This window comes from Streptomyces sp. NPDC096310 (genome assembly GCF_044763125.1).
GTDB lineage: Bacteria > Actinomycetota > Actinomycetes > Streptomycetales > Streptomycetaceae > Streptomyces.
On record NZ_JBIWFO010000002.1, the window covers coordinates 221217 to 235917 of the forward strand.

11 protein-coding genes are annotated in these 14701 nt (G+C 72.6%); 2 read left to right on the forward strand and 9 right to left on the reverse strand.

Annotation, left to right across the window (positions count from 1 at the left end):
* Positions 1-758: 758 nt before the first annotated feature.
* The 4 genes from ACIQ7D_RS06385 to ACIQ7D_RS06400 form a co-directional block, all read right to left on the reverse strand.
* Positions 759-917: a DUF6760 family protein gene (locus tag ACIQ7D_RS06385; RefSeq protein ID WP_329824309.1), complete on the reverse strand. Its 159-nt coding sequence runs from the start codon at positions 915-917 to the stop codon at positions 759-761.
* Entirely contained in the window at positions 914-1432 is a 519-nt protein-coding gene (locus ACIQ7D_RS06390; RefSeq protein WP_385080702.1) for a hypothetical protein, read from the reverse strand. Before ACIQ7D_RS06390 ends, ACIQ7D_RS06385 begins: the two co-directional genes overlap by 4 nt.
* A complete protein-coding gene (locus ACIQ7D_RS06395) occupies positions 1432-1875 on the reverse strand; it encodes a phage tail protein (RefSeq protein ID WP_384925390.1) in 444 nt (147 codons plus the stop codon). Before ACIQ7D_RS06395 ends, ACIQ7D_RS06390 begins: the two co-directional genes overlap by 1 nt.
* A 180-nt stretch (positions 1876-2055) precedes the next feature.
* On the reverse strand, positions 2056-3684 hold the full coding sequence (locus ACIQ7D_RS06400; protein WP_403934178.1) for a phage tail sheath family protein: 1629 nt from the start codon (positions 3682-3684) through the stop codon (positions 2056-2058).
* A 387-nt stretch (positions 3685-4071) separates the two neighbouring features.
* Here ACIQ7D_RS06400 and ACIQ7D_RS06405 point away from each other — a divergent pair, with 387 nt between their 5' ends.
* A complete protein-coding gene (locus ACIQ7D_RS06405; protein ID WP_403934179.1) occupies positions 4072-5616 on the forward strand; it encodes a hypothetical protein in 1545 nt (514 codons plus the stop codon).
* Positions 5617-5705: 89 nt separating this feature from the next.
* On the opposite strand, the gene ACIQ7D_RS06410 is transcribed toward ACIQ7D_RS06405, so the two are convergent.
* From ACIQ7D_RS06410 to ACIQ7D_RS06420, 3 genes are all read right to left on the reverse strand, one after another.
* A complete protein-coding gene (locus tag ACIQ7D_RS06410) occupies positions 5706-7865 on the reverse strand; it encodes an ATP-binding protein (RefSeq protein ID WP_403934181.1) in 2160 nt (719 codons plus the stop codon).
* 4 nt (positions 7866-7869) lie between these two features.
* Positions 7870-8607: a DUF4255 domain-containing protein gene (locus ACIQ7D_RS06415; RefSeq protein WP_403934183.1), complete on the reverse strand. Its 738-nt coding sequence runs from the start codon at positions 8605-8607 to the stop codon at positions 7870-7872.
* Between the two features lie 370 nt (positions 8608-8977).
* Complete coding sequence (locus tag ACIQ7D_RS06420; protein WP_403934185.1) at positions 8978-9616, reverse strand: LuxR C-terminal-related transcriptional regulator; 639 nt, start codon at positions 9614-9616, stop codon at positions 8978-8980.
* A 211-nt stretch (positions 9617-9827) separates the two neighbouring features.
* On the opposite strand from ACIQ7D_RS06420, the gene ACIQ7D_RS06425 reads away from it, so the two are divergent.
* Positions 9828-12749, forward strand: a complete 2922-nt coding sequence (locus ACIQ7D_RS06425; protein WP_403934186.1) for a LuxR C-terminal-related transcriptional regulator — start codon at positions 9828-9830, stop codon at positions 12747-12749.
* Between the two features lie 19 nt (positions 12750-12768).
* On the opposite strand, the gene ACIQ7D_RS06430 is transcribed toward ACIQ7D_RS06425, so the two are convergent.
* Entirely contained in the window at positions 12769-13749 is a 981-nt protein-coding gene (locus tag ACIQ7D_RS06430) for a hypothetical protein (RefSeq protein ID WP_403935025.1), read from the reverse strand.
* A gap of 405 nt (positions 13750-14154) precedes the next feature.
* On the reverse strand, positions 14155-14691 hold the full coding sequence (locus ACIQ7D_RS06435) for an ATP-binding protein (RefSeq protein WP_403934188.1): 537 nt from the start codon (positions 14689-14691) through the stop codon (positions 14155-14157).
* Between the last annotated feature and the right edge of the window lie 10 nt (positions 14692-14701).

Sequence of the window (14701 nt, forward strand, 5' to 3'; positions counted from 1 at the left end):
CGGGGAATCCGTACGCGGCGCGGTCGTACGCGGAGCCGCCGTACGGGGCGCGGCAGCAGGGAGTACCCGGCGCTGCGCCGTACGCGGCGCGGGGGCCCGGGTCAGGGCGGCGCGCTGTACCGGCGCGGAGGCGGAGCCGGCGGCCGGGCGGGGCCGTACGGGCGCGACCCTCGGGCCGGTGGCGCGCTGGACCGTGGGGACCGTACGGGAAGCACCCGCACCACCCGCACCACCCGCACCGCCCGCACCCGCACCACTCGCCTCAGGACCGGCGGCGGTGTCCGCGACCGTGTCGTCGACCACGGCGACCGGCAGCGACAGCGAGGGTTCGCCGAGCCCACCGGACCTGGACCCCGACGCGGGGGTCAGGGCGTCCCGGATCAGACCGGTCGGCGCACTGTCGAGGACGGCGTGCGAGAGCGTCCCCGTGAAGGAAGGGTTCTGCCAGGTGGCCAGCGTCCCCGAGAAGGTGGCGGACGCGACGGCGTGCGAGGCCGGGGCGCGCTGGATCGGCGGCAGCGCGGCCCAGCCCCGCCCTCCGGCGGACATCCCGGAGGCAGCGGCCGGGCCGGAACCGGAACCACCGGCCCCGGAACCGGGCTCCGCGCCCGCCCCGGAGCCCGAGGCATCCGGAGCGGTCGCGGGAACAGCGACAGGAGCCGGCGACGGCGCCGCGCCGTCCCCGGCCCCGCCCACAGCACTGGCACGGGTACCGGAGCCGCCACGGCCCCGGCCCCTGAACCGGTCGAACATGCCCATTACCGCTCCCCCGTCGCGCGCGTCACCAGCGTGGCGATCTGCTCGGCGTACCGCCGACGCTCGCGGTGTTCGAGGTCCAGGATGTCCTCCAGGCTCCAGTGGAAGTGGTAGGCGATGTACGCGACCTCCTCATGGATGCGGTCGGTCGCGTACGTCACGATTCCCCCAGGCGGCTCCCGCCGAGTTCGACCTCGAACGGCTGCTCGCAGTGCGGGCAGTTGACCCCGGCCCTCGTGTGGCCCTCGGCATTGATCTGACGGTAGAAGTCCTGGAGGAAGGCGAGGTCGGAGGCGAACATGTTCTCCACCACCCCGTCGTGCACCATCGGCACCCCGCCCAGCCGGGTGATGACCCGGCCGAGCAGGACGACGGAGAGATACGCGGGGTTCTGCTGGACCCGCAGGTCCTGCAGCGGAATCAGTTCGTCCCGAGCCGTGGCCAGGCGCATCGTCCCGTCACGGTGCACGACGCCTTCGCTGTCCACGTATCCGCGCGGCAACTCGAACGCGAACTCCGTGCGCATCCGCTCCCTTTCAGGCTCCCGCCGGACGGCGGGTTCCGGTGCCGGTGCCGGGGCGGGCACCGGGGCCGGCACCGGGGCCGGCGTCTCCGCCGCCTCCGGTGCCGCAACCGCGTCCCCAGGAGCGGACTTGGTCGGTACCCCTCGACGCATTACTCGATCGTCATTTCTTCGTAGGTGATCGTGACGGTCTCGGTGAGCGTGCCCGCCTCGCCGGCCTTCAGGGCGCTGCCCTCGACGGCACAGCACCAGGCGTTGCGCATGTTGTAACGCCGCACCGGGTTGTTCTGGTAGTCCATCACCACGATGGTGGCGTTCTTGCGGGCCGACCCCATGTCACCGCGGATCGAGTCCTTGATCCAGGTGTCGAAGGCGTCGGACATCGTCATACCGCGGACGACCGTGGCCTCGCCCGCGACCTGGACACCGGGCGCCTTCGAGGTGGTCGCCTGGCCCTGAGCCGTGTTCGACTTGCTCTCGATGACGTCCTGCTTCATCGTCAGGCCGGTCGCCTCCTGGAGGTACTCGACCAGAACGCCGTCGATCTGCAGACCGAAGTTGTGTGAAGTAAAAGAGTCATGAGGCTGAAGACTCATGGAGCGTGCTCCTTCTGCTACCGCTACCGCTACTAGCTGCCGCCACCGCTTACGCCGTCGCGCTTCCTGTTACCGGCGGCGGCGCCGTGATCGCTGCTGGCGCCGCCGCCGGTGCTACCGCTTCTGCTCGTCAGGCGAGCCGGCCGGCGGAGGACCGCCGGCCGGCACAGGAGCCGCCTGTCACTCCTCCAGCTCACTCCCGGCACCGGAGATCTGCGCCAGCCGGAAGATCACGAACTCGGCCGGCTTGACCGGCGAGACGCCGATCTCGCACATCACACGTCCGAGGTCCACCGACTCCGGCGGGTTGGTCTCCTCGTCGCACTTCACGTAGTACGCCGCTTCCGACGTGGCGCCGAAGAGCGCGCCGCTGCGCCACTCGGTGATCAGGAACGCCGAGATGTTGCGGCGGATACGGGCCCACAGCGCGTGGTCGTTCGGCTCGAACACCACCCACTGCGTACCGATGAGGATGGACTCCTCCAGGTAGTTGAAGTACCTGCGGACGTTGAGGTAGCGCCAGGCCGGGTCGGAGGACAGGGTACGCGCACCCCAGACGCGGATGCCGCGGCCGGGGAAGGAGCGGATGCAGTTGATGCCGAGCGGGTTGAGCAGGTCCTGCTCGCCCCGGGTGACCTGCATCTCCAGGTCGACCGCGCCGCGTACGACCTCGTTGGCGGGGGCCTTGTGCACACCGCGCTCGAAGTCGTTACGGGCCCAGATGCCCGCGACGTGACCGCTCGGCGGGATGAGCCGCGTCTTGCCGGTGGCCGGGTCGAAGGCCTTGATCCACGGGTAGTACAGCGCCGCGTACTTGGAGTCGTAGTTGGACGTCTCCTGGCGCCACACCCGGATCTGGCGGGCGTTGAGGCCCGGCGGCGGGTCGATGATGGCGAGGCGGTCGCCCATCATCTCGCAGTGCGCGATCAGCCCGAGCTGGACGGCCTTGACGGACTCCAGGTCGATGTCACCGCGCTGGTAGGCGGACATCAGGTCGGGGACGGCGACCATCGAGACCTCGTCCACCGCCTCAAGACCACCGAAGCCGGTACGGTCCGCGGAGTCGCCGAGGTAGTGGGCGACGCCGACGTTCTCGGCCTCCAGCGCCTCGGGAACCGCGGGGGCCGCGGCGGGGGCGGGCGCAGCCGCGAGGGCGACCGTCTGGTTCTCCGGGCGGGCGAGCTGCGAGGCAGCGGCGCCCTCCACCACGGAGATCAGCTTGGAGCGCTCCTTGACCTGGGTGACCACGTAGTTGCGGGCGCTCTTCTTGGCGGAGACGTCGAAGGTCTCGACGGGCTTCGCGCCGTCCTTGACGATCAGCCGGAAACGCTCGGCCGGGCCCTCGCCCTCGGCGTCGGCGACCTCGACGCTGAGCGAACCGCTCTCGCCGGGCGAGACGGCCGACACCTTGAAGGTGCCGAGCGCCGTGGGCTCCGCGGCCGGCAGGGCGGCGGGCCCGGCGCCGGCGGCGCCGACGGCCGACCGGCCGCGCTGGCCGCCCAGGGAGTCGGTGCCCTCCGCGGGCGCGCCCGACACTCCGCCTCGCGCGCCGCCCACACGGACGACGTAGGCGGCGGCTCCACCGTTGTTGAAGAAGCCGTACACCGAGTGCGCGAGGTAGTAGCCGTCGGTGAACTCACCGAAGGACGCGACGTACTGCGTCCAGTTGGTCACCAGCGTCGGCTCGTTGAGCGGTCCTTCCGGCGCCAGCCCGACAAAGGCCGCCACGGAGGTGCCCACACCCTCGATCGGACGCGAGCCGCTGGCCACCTCTTCCACATATACGCCCGGCGACAGGTAAGACGGCATGCTCTGCTCTCCTCGGGGTACAAGACAAGTCGTCATCTCACTCTCAGGCCGGTAGCCGCCGGTTGAAACGTCCTGCCGTACCTGACCGAGGGCATGTTTTCTGCCCTCGGCGGCGTGAACCACCCGCGAAGGGTGTGAACACGAGGCGACGGAGCCCCGCCCCGCAAGGGCGAAGGACCGTGAAGCCTGCCTCTTCGGGCAACCGGACGGACTCTCCGTACCGTCGTCCCTGCCTGCCCCGGCGTGCTCCGGGGGTGCGCGGTGGGCACGTTCCGCCGCCCGGACCTGCCGGAAGGCCCCGAGGGCAGCCGCGGCGGCCTCTTCGGGCAGGAGTGGTACCCGGTGGCTTCTGACCGTTTCTTCCCCGGGGCCACTAGCGTCCGCAGGGTGACCATCTGGACAGCTCTGGAGCCCGCCTCGACCACCGTCGACCCGGGCAGCAGCACCGCCGTACGACTGCGTCTGCGCAACACCGGTGACGTGGTCGACGAGTACCGCTTCGAGACGGTCGGGGACGTCGCCCCGTACGTGACGGTGGAGCCCCCCTCGCTCCGGCTCTTCCCGGGCACCACCGGGGTCGTGGAGCTGACGTTCGCCCCGCCCCGTACGCCGGACTCGACGGCGGGGCCGCATCCGTTCGGTGTACGGGTCATGCCCACCGAGCACCCGGACGCCACCACGGTCGCCGAGGGCAACATCACCTTCACGCCGTTCATGGAGGTACGGGCCGAACTGGTCCCGCACACCGTCAAGGGGCGCTTCAGGGGCCGGCCCCGGCTGGCCGTCGACAACCTCGGCAACACCAAGCTCACCGCGTCGATCGCCGGCGACAGCAGCAACGAGCTCTCGTACGAGATCGTCCCCTCCAACGTCCAGATCGAGCCCGGCCGCGCGGCCTTCGTCGACGCGACGCTCAAGCCCCGCCAGACCATCTGGGCGGGGCACAAGCAGCAGAGGCCGTACGAACTGTCGGTGCGCCGCTCGGGGCACGATCCCCTGGCCGCGAACGGGACGTACGAGCAGCGCGGCGTGCTGCCGTACTGGATGATGACGGCGCTGAGCCTGATACTCGCGCTCACCATCGCGGGTCTCGTGCTCTGGTTCGCCTACAAGCCGCAGGTCCGCTCCCTCGCGAAGGAGAAGATCCAGCAGCCGGTGGCGGAGGTGCTGCCGGACGAGCCCGCGCCGAAGCTCCCGGAGGCGCCGCCGAAGGACGACGCGGCCGACGAGCAGCCGAAGTCGGGCGGCGGGGACGGGGACAAGAAGGAGGAGAAGAAGGAGGAGGATTCCGGCGCCTCCGAGGAGGAACCCGCGGGGGGACCTCTCCCCATCACCTCGGAGCACAAGCCCAATCTCTTCGTGCAGTTCGCGCAGGTACGGCTGGCCAAGGGCGCGAGCGACTGCAAGCTGACGGGTGACTACACGGTCGGCAAGCTCGACGCGGCCACCGAGGAGGCGCTGAGGTGCTTCCAGAAGTCCAACGACACGAAGTACGGGGACTTCAGCAGGCTGGAGAAGACGGACGGGCTCGGCAACCTGGGCCGCACCACGATGACCGCGCTCCTGGCGGCCCACTTCGTCGGGAAGACGTCCGTGCCGCTGGAGGAGGGCAAGCCCGACCTTGAGGTGCCGTGGGTGCGGAACATCATGATCTGGGCCAACAACGAGGAGATCGACGCGGCGGATCTGCGCACGACGGAGGAACTGACGCGGGCCAACATCGTCCAACTCCGGGGCGGGACACCGCTGGAACAGCCGGCGACCAAGAACCTCGCGACCTGGATCAAGTCGTACCAGTCGCTGTTCAAGTCCGAGCAGACCGGGACGGTCAACGAGCTCACGCTCAACCAGTGGAAGGCGGGCTGGGTCAAGGCCCAGGACCAGCCGGGCACCGTATCGGCCGAAGGCTGGCTGCCGGCCCCGATGGAGTGACGGGTCCGATGGAGTGACGGGTCCGATGGAGTGACGGGTCCGACTCCGGCCCCGGCCCCGTGCGGAAGACGGGGCCGGGGCTCGGTCGTCTACCAGTCCACGTCGTCCAGCACCAGCCGGCCCGCCTTGCGGTACTCGCGCTGCGCGCCCGCCAGCAGATCGGCGTTGGTCACCGGCTCGCCCCGCCCGGCCGCCGCGTACGCGGCCGTGACGACCGCGCTGCGGATCGAACCGCCCGCCAGCTCGAAGTCCCTGGCGCACGCCGACGGATCGATGTCGTCGACGCACGGGACATGCACGAGGCTGTGGCGCCAGAGCGCGAGACGCTGGGGCTGGTCGGGGAACGGGAAGTCGATCACGAGGTCCAGCCGCCGGGTGAACGCCTCGTCGATGTTGCCCCGCAGATTGGTCGTCAGCAGCGCGATCCCGTCGAACGACTCCAGCCGCTGGAGCAGATACGCGCTCTCCATGTTGGCGTAGCGGTCGTGGGCGTCCTTCACCTCCGAGCGCTTGCCGAAGACGGCGTCGGCCTCGTCGAAGAGCAGCACCGCGTCCGTACGGTCGGCCTCGGTGAAGATCCGCTCCAGGTTCTTCTCCGTCTCGCCGACGTACTTGTCCACGATCGACGAGAGCTGCACGACGTAGAGGTCCAGGCCCAGTTCGGCGGCGACCACCTCGGCGGAGAGCGTCTTGCCCGTACCGGATCCGCCCGCGAACAGCCCGAGCACACCACGACCGCGCCCGCCGCCCGCGCTGAGCCGCCAGTCACCGAGGACACGCTCGCGGTTGCGGGAGCGTACGGCCAGTTCGTGCAGTTGCGCCAGCGGCTTCTCCGGCAGGACGAGGTCGTCCCAGGTGACATCGGGGCGGATCCGGCGGGAGTGCTGTTCCAGGCCGGACGCGGACTGCTGGCGGGCGGCGAGCCGTACGTGCGCCGCCGACAGCGGCGTACCGTCGAAGGCCGCGAGATCCAGCGCCGCGCGGGCCGCGCGGCTGATGCCCTCGTGCCCGAGGCGGTACGCGGCCACGACCGGCGTCAGGTCGAAGCCCGGCTCCGTGCCGCCCCCCGCCTCCGGGGAGCCGCCCAGCGCCGCCGTCCACGCCTCCAGGTTGCCCGCCCGCTGCCGGGGCGCGTCCAGCACCAGCGGCTCGCCGCCCGGCGCCCCGGTGTCGCACCAGTGCGGGTCGTACGGACGGGTCCCCGCCAGCAGAACCGTCACATCACTGGCCGACAGCGCCCGGATCAGCTCCTGCGGCCTCTCCGGCAGCGAGGTGACCACGACGGCGCGGCCGGACAGCCGCGCCTCGCGCAGCACCTCCGCGTACGGGATGTCCTGCCTCGGCGTGTGGTCCCCGTGCGGCCGCTCGCCCTGCGGCCGGTCCCCGGCCCCGGGCGTCAGGTGCAGCGCGCCGATCCCGGCCGCGCCCAGGGCGGCGGTGGCACAGCTCAGCCCGTCGCCCTCACGGTGTTCGCGCAGATAGACCGTGCAGGGTCCGGCCGCGAGCCGCGCGGCCAGCAGGGGGACCAGCCCGTCGCTCCCGGCGGCGGACAGGGCCCGCGTCCCGGCGTCCGGGAGCGGCCTGACCGTTCCGTCCAGCGCCGCTTCCGTGGTGTCGTCGCCCAGCAGATGGGCCACCACCCGCTCGGGCACGCGCAGGGCGCGGCTGAGGAAGGGCCGCTCGGGCTCCTCCACGACGAGCAGCCCCAGCGTGACCAGGGGCGCCGAGGCGTGGAACCTGGCCCGTCCCACGGCGGCGTGCGCGGGCACGCCGGACAGGTCGAGCGCGAGCCCGGTGGTCGCCCGGCGGCGGCTGACGTCGTCGTTGAGATAGCCGTACAGCGCCTCGAAGGTCCGGTCGAGGTCGGGCGCGAGGGCGATCAGCAGGATCCCGGTGTCGAGTTCGCTGAGGCGCAGCCGCTGGGCGAGGCGCTGGAGCCGGTCCACCGCACCAACCGGGCCGGCCGTGTGGCTCGCACCGGCCGCATTCGACCCGTCCGCCCCGTCCGACCCGTCCGCCCCGTCTGCCTCACGTCCGGCATGTACGGCATGGGTCGCGTACGCGGCATCCACCGTGTCCGGCGTCGCCGGAGGCAGGGAGAGCAGCCGCCAGATCGCCTCCTCCGGCAGATAGAGACCCCGCATCGGGTCCCCGGCCGTCGGGTCGTCGGCGCTGCGGTGCTCGACCAGCCGCGCCACGCGCTCACGCAGCCCGGTCAGCCGTTCGAGCAGCGGAGTTGCCTCGTTCATTCCGTCATTCCTTCGTACCCGGGCCCGTGCCCGCGCCCGGGCCGCCGCTCTTGCCGGCCGTCCTGCCCTTGCCCTTGCCCATGCCCATACCGGCTCCCATGCCCTTGCCCTTGCCCGCGGCCAGGTGCCGGGGCAGGTGGAACCGCTCGCGGCTGTCCTCCAGCGAGCCGTCCACGGCCCGGACCCGTACACCCGCGCCCTCGGTGACCGGCGGGCCGACGGCGTACTCCGGGGCGGACGGGAAGGGCGCGGTGATCACCACGTCGAGCGAGGGCTTGAGTTCGCCGCCGAGCGCCGACCAGATGTCGGCGAGCGAGCGTGCCTCGGTGTGCAGGCCCGCGACGGAGACCGGAACGGTGAGCCCCAGCTCGGCCAGCGAGCCGGTCAGTTCGTGCGGCGGGAGGAGTTCGCGGGGCAGCAGCGTGGCCAGTACGGCCGAGAGCAGCCGGTGTTCGTCCTGCGGACGCTTGGTCCAGGCGGTGACCAGATACGCCAGCCGGAACCAGCGCGGCGCCTCACGCCGCTTGAGGACGATGCCCCGGTCGTCGCGTACGGCCGCGGCGCCGCGCTCGCGCCGCCGGGTGTCCTCACGGATGTCGTAGAGGTACGCGTCGATGATCGGCGCGTTCTGGCGGGCCGCCCAGTCACGGGTCGGGGCGTCGAAGGCGACCTCGACGCCGGACCCCGCGAGGGCGCCGCCGGTCAGCAGGCGCTTGAGGACATCGTCCACCTCGTGGATCACGGTCGCAGCCCTTCACATCGACATCGTCGCCGGTCGGTCACTCAGGGGTGACGGTTCGGTCATGGGTGATCGGTCGGTCACTGGGGGGGTCCGGCACTCGTGGAGAACCGGGCGGTCGCGGGGTCCCAGGGGCCCGTGGGCCTCGTGGGACCCGCGGGGTGCGGGCACGCGGGTCGGTCGGTCACGGGCGCGGGCCCGCGGCGATGTCCCGTACACCCTCGATCCCGTGTCCCCCTCGGCGCGCCGGTGTGACAGCACGACACACCCCAGACGATCGTGGACCGTGGAGCATCCGCTTCACGAGGCACGGGCGGGACGATCAAGGGGCAGGCTCCTCTGCCCCCGAGAACCTTGACTCAGGTCCCATCCATCAGATGTAGCCTTCCCGCAAGGCATAGGCCACGGCATGGGCGCGGTTCCGGAGTTGCAAACGGGTCGTCAGACCGTGCATGACATTTTTGACGGTGCGTTCGGAGTACGACAGTTTGCTGGCAATCTCCCCGGTATCCATACCCTCGGCGACCAGTCGCAGGACGTCCACCTCGCGCGGGGACAGACCCGACGCGGGGGCGCCCGGCACGTTCGTCGTGCCTCGCTGCAACGTGCCGACCTGGGCGATCAGCCGTCCCAGCAGGTCGGACGGCAGGTCGCCGTCGCCGCGGGAGGCCGCCAGGACCGCCTGGAGGAGGCGGTGGCCGGTGGCCTCGCGCCGCCAGACGATGGCTCCGACGCCGCACTCGATCACCTGGAGCAGTTCCGCCTCGCGGATCACGCTGGTGACGAGGACGGCCCGGGTGCCGTCCGCCCTGATCAGCCGCCTCAGCCGGGACAAGGTGGGTTCGTCCAGCGCCTCGGCGAGCAGGACCGCGACCGTTCCCGGCCGTCCGGCGGCCTCCTCGACCAGCTCTATCTCCGGCTGCCTGCGGAGTTGGCTGGCGGCTCCGGCGAGGGACAGCGGGTCCGATGCGTGGACCTCGACCGGGATCCTGGCCGGGGTACGGAGAACCATTCCCTTACGTCCTTGCGTTAGCGGAACAATCTCTTCCCACCGTCCCTCTGTCAGTGCGGAGGCCACAACCGTGGCCCACCACGAGACCGACCACGAGATCGGCGGGAGGTTATCCATGACCGCGGCATCGAACGCGTATCGGGGCGCCGGTCCGGGCGCCTGTCCGGACCACGCCACCACCCCGTTCCCGAGGACACCCCCACCCCCACTCATGCGCCCACCTCTGCATTCTCACCCCTCCACCCTTCCCGCGCTGCTCGAACGCGAAGCCGCACTCGACCTGCTCGCCCGCGAAGCAGGGCGCGCGCTGGACGGTTCCGGCCGGCTGGTCGTGTTCCGCGGGCCCACCGGTACGGGGCGCAGCGCGCTGCTCGAAGCCGCCGCGGAGCTGGGCGGGCAGCTCGGCATGCGGGTGCTGCGGGCGCACGCCTCCGCCGACGGGGCCGGGGGCCCGTTCGCTCTCGTACGGCAACTCCTCTGCCCGTCCGGCGACTTCGGCCCCGAGGACGGCGCCCCGGTGCCGGTGTCCTCCGCCCGGCTGTGGCAACGGCTGCGCGGGTACGCGGCGGAACAGCCGCTGTTGGTCGCCGTGGACGACGTCCATCTCGCCGACCAGTCCTCCCGGCGCTGGCTGACCGAGGGCGCCCGCAGGATGGCCGGGCTGCGGGTGCTGATGGTGGTGACCGAACGCGGTCAGTACGATGTCGCGCCGCCGTCACCGGGGCTGGCGCACGCCCTGCCGCCCGCCGTGGTCGGCTCGCACGCGCTGGCTCCGCTGAGCCGCGCCGCGGCCGAGACGCTGATACGCGGCGGCGCGTACACGCCGGCCGTCTCCGACGCGTGGGTGGAGGGATGCGTACGGGCGGGCGCGGGCAACCCCCTGCTGCTGCGGGCCCTGCTGGACGATCTGCGGGCGGTGTTCCCCGACGGGGACCTCGGCGCCGGGCACGGCGTACGGCTGCCGACGAGCTGCGCCGAGCTGTACCCGGGGGCGTTCGTGGCGGCCGTCTCGTGGTGGCTGGAGAGCGCGGGCCCCGGTACGGCGACCGTGGCCAGGACGCTCGCGGAACTGGAGGACGCGCACTGCGGCACCGCCGCGTCCGAGGACGCGCGTGAACGGAACGGCCGGGCGCCCGCCCCCTCCTCGTTTCCTTCCCCCTCCCCGTCCACCGTGGGTGCCGCCCTCCAGGAGGACGACCTCGGCAGCCTGCTGGCCGAGGTGACCTGGGCCGACCCCTCCCGCGTCGCCGGCTGGCTCACCGCCATGATCCGGCTCGGCGTCCTGCGCCGCGACCCCGTACACGGCGGCCCGCGCTTCGCCCACCCGCTGCTGCGCGAGGCCGTCCTCGACGGCTGGCCGCGCTCGCACCGCCAGGCCGTGCACCGCCGCGCCGCCGAGCTGCGCCGCCGCCGGGGCGACCGGGTCACAGCGGTGGCCGCGCATCTGCTGCGTACCCCGCCGGACGGCACGGCATGGGTGCCGCAGACCCTGCTTGACGCCGCGTCCGTCGCGGTCAGGGAGGGCAGGACCGGCGAGGCGGTCGCCTGTCTGCGCCGCGCCCTCGACGAACCGCTGCCGCGCGAGCGCAGGGCCGCGGTCCTGGCCGAACTCGGCGCCCTGGAGTTCACCACCGTACGGTCGGCGGGGATATCCCGGCTCGCCGAGGCGCTGCGCCTCCAGGAGCAGCCCAGGGAGCGCGTCATGACGGCGGTCAGCCTGGGCACGGCGCTGGCCCACCGGGGCGAGCCGCGCGCCGCGTTCGACGTCCTGGGCGGCCTGGGCCCCCTGGAGGACGAACCGGTCCTGGCCCGTACCGTCCAGAGCGCGTCCGCGCTCCTCGCCGACCACGACCCGGAGATACGGCGCGAGGTCTACGCCCGGCTGCGCGAGACCGCGGCGCGCTTCCCGGAACGGATGAGTCCGGCCGTACGGACCCTGCTCATCCGGTACGAGGCGACGGCCGGGCTGATCTCCGCCGACTGGGCCTCCCAGCAGATCCGGCGGCTGCTGACGGCCCCGGAGGATCCGCTGCTGGTGCCGTACCTGCTGGGTACGGCGGCCGCCGTGGCCCAGTGGGCGGACGCGTCGGACGACGCGGAACGGCTGGTCAGGGCCGGGCTGACGGAGCACCGGCTGTCGTCGCTGCACCCGATCCACGGCTCCCTGCTGAACGTACGGCTGGACAGCGCCGCCGCGCGCGGCCAGTACGCCCGGGTGCTGGAGGAGACGGTCGGCGTGGCCCCGCCCCCGCAGGACACCCCGCGTGCGGGGCCCAGCAACTTCCTGGCCCACCGGGTGCTGGCGCTCGTCGAGTTCGGCCGTACGGCGGAGGCCGCGCGGCTGGTCGAGGGCGTCGACGTCAGCGAGGCCCACGACAGTTGGGAACTCAACCGCTTCCTGTACGCGCGCGGCGTCCTGCGCGCCGCCGACGGCGACCCGGCGGGCGCGCTCGCCGACTTCCTGGAGTGCGGCAGACGCCAGCACGGCCGGGACGTGGAGAGCCCGATCGTCACACCGTGGCGCTCGGCCGCCGCCGAGTGCCATCTCGCGCTGGGGCAGCCGCAGGAGGCGCTGGCCCTCGCCGAGGTGGAGCACCGGTACGCGACCGTGTGGAACACCCCGCGCGTACGGGGCCGGACGCTGCGCGTGCTGGGCGCGGCCACCGGCGGCCGGCACGGCCTGGAACTCACCGGCGAGGCCGTCGACACCCTGCGCAACACCCCGCTGGACACCGAACTCGTCCAGGCCCTCGTCGCCCACGGCCGCCAGCTCACCGCGGCGGGCCGCCCCGGCCGGGCCCGCCCGCTGCTCCGCGAGGCGGCCGCGACGGCGGAACGCCTCATGGCGCCGCGCCTGATGGCCTCGGCGGAGGCGGCGCTGCAAGCCAGCGGCGCCCGCCGCAGGAACGCCCCGCTCACCGGCACGCGCTCCCTCACCGCGAGCGAGCGCCGGATAGCGGCGCTGGCGGCGGACGGCAGCACCAACGCGGAGATCTCCGAACTGCTGCACCTGGCCAAGCGCACCGTGGAGACCCATCTGACCAGCACATACCGGAAACTCGGCATCCGCAGAAGGGCGGACCTGAAGACGGCGCTGTCCCCGTTGCCCCCGCAGCCCACGGAGACCCGGTAGTCACCCGGGCCCGTGGCCGTCACGGCGAATCGGCGGCAACGCTGAAGCGGTCGACGAGCACCTTCATGGTGTCGTACGCGGGCTTGGGGGCGTAGTCGTCGGTGGTGAGCCCGAACCTGTGGAACAGGCCCGGCTTCGCGCTGTCGGCGTCGCGCAGCGCGAAGTGCGTGTAGCCGCTCAGCCGCAGGCGCTTCGCCTCGGCGGCGACGACCCGGACGACGGTCCCGACGACATCGGCCTGCCGGTAGGGGGGCCGGCCGGGCCCGGTGGGCCAGCCGTGCTCGGTGATGTGCAGCGGTACGTGTCCCAGCCCGGCCGGGGTCAGCACGGCGTCCCGGTGGTGGCGGAGCAGCCCCTCGACGGCGCCGGCCAGCTCGGACAGGGCGACCGGCTGGAAGACGTCGGGGAAGAAGTCCAGCCCCACATAGTCCAGATCGGCGCGGAAGCGCTCCCCGCCCCGGCCGGTCAGATCGGTGACGAAGGAGGCGGCCGGACCGAGGAGAGGCGTGGTGTTGAAGCCGACCCGCAGCCGTGCGAAGCCGAGTTCGCGGGCCCGCGCCTTGGCTGCGGACACCCCCCGGACGATCGCCTCGCGCACCTGCGGGCAGGCGCCGTCCAGCGTCGGCACCGAGGTGACGTCGGGCTCCTCCGTCACCTGTAGCGTGCCGGTGACATCGCCGTACTGCTCGACCAGTTCACGCAGGAACGCGCAGTAGCCGTCGACGTCCCCGGCGGACGACCGGTACTGCGCCACCAGATCCAGACGGCGCCCGCGTACGGCGTACCGGCGCGCCTCGGCCGGTGTCACGGTCGCGTGCGGGGCGCCGAGCCGGGTGGTGTCGTCGAACGCCGTGTAGGCCCGTACGAGGAACGGGCGTCCTGGCGGGCCCTGGAGACCGTCGAGCGCACTCAGCACCCGCCCCGGATCATCGGGCGGCCCCTGGGCCGGCCCCCCGGCGTCGTCCCCGGCGACGGAACCCGGGTAGACCCCGAAGAGCAGTCCGTCCTGTGCGGTGGGCGTCACGCGTTCGCTCCCTCTCGGTTTCCCGGCCGGTTCAGCGCCGGTACGGATATCGCCGACGTCCGACGCGATCCGTTCCAACCCGGCACGGGCCAGACACAACGCGTACCCGGCCTCGACGCCATACAGACGCGACACCCCGCCCGCCGACGCCGCCACGCCCCGGACCGGTCCCCGGCCCGCTCCCGCCCCCTGCTCGGCGAGGACGATCGGATCGTCACTCATCGGCACACGGGAGGCCAAGCATCTCCCGGTCGGCCGCTTCGTCCACACCGGCGTCCGGACCTGGCGGGCCCGAGCAGAGGACCAGCCCACCCGCGACCACCCCCAGCCAGACCCCGGCCATCACCAAGTCCCAGGGCACACCCGCCGGCACGGGCCACCTCACGTATCGACCGCTTCGGCCACGTCGGCCACGTCGGCCGTGGCCAGCGTGAACCAGATCGCCTTGTGCAGGGGCGAGCACCCCCCATGGATCGTCGCGCCCCAAGCGAGCGCGAGGTGCGCGACGAGGAACATCCCCTGTCCGTCCTCCCGTTCCCCCTCCACCCCGGGCCCGGCACTGGGGCCGGGGCGCCCCGGAAGGGGCAGGGCCCAGGGATCGTCATCCGTGACGGAGACGGTCACCTGCGCCGCGTCGACGGTCATATGCACGCGGATCAGGGGCGTCCGGGTGTGCCGGTGGACGTTCGTGACGATCTCGGTGACGCACAGCCGCGCGTCGTCGACGAGCGGAACCTGCCGACTGACACCGAGCACGGACGTGACGAAGTCACGGGCGATCCTGGGGGCGTTGGCCGTATTCGGCAGCCCCAGGCGGTAGTTCGCGCCTTCGTGTGGCACGGGCGGTAACGGCTGCGCGACGGGCGCGGACGCCGGTACCGGCGGGGTGGTGGTGGTGGCTGCGGTAACTGCGTTCATTTCACCGTTC

Bases quoted from the DNA above. Each gene is read 5' to 3' on its own strand.
- ACIQ7D_RS06390 (WP_385080702.1), bottom strand. From the start codon at position 1,432: ATGCGTCGAGGGGTACCGACCAAGTCCGCTCCTGGGGACGCGGTTGCG.
- ACIQ7D_RS06395 (WP_384925390.1), bottom strand. From the start codon at position 1,875: ATGAGTCTTCAGCCTCATGACTCTTTTACTTCACACAACTTCGGTCTG.
- ACIQ7D_RS06400 (WP_403934178.1), bottom strand. From the start codon at position 3,684: ATGCCGTCTTACCTGTCGCCGGGCGTATATGTGGAAGAGGTGGCCAGC.
- ACIQ7D_RS06410 (WP_403934181.1), bottom strand. From the start codon at position 7,865: ATGAACGAGGCAACTCCGCTGCTCGAACGGCTGACCGGGCTGCGTGAG.
- ACIQ7D_RS06420 (WP_403934185.1), bottom strand. From the start codon at position 9,616: ATGGTTCTCCGTACCCCGGCCAGGATCCCGGTCGAGGTCCACGCATCG.
- ACIQ7D_RS06425 (WP_403934186.1), top strand. From the start codon at position 9,828: ATGCGCCCACCTCTGCATTCTCACCCCTCCACCCTTCCCGCGCTGCTC.
- ACIQ7D_RS06435 (WP_403934188.1), bottom strand. From the start codon at position 14,691: ATGAACGCAGTTACCGCAGCCACCACCACCACCCCGCCGGTACCGGCG.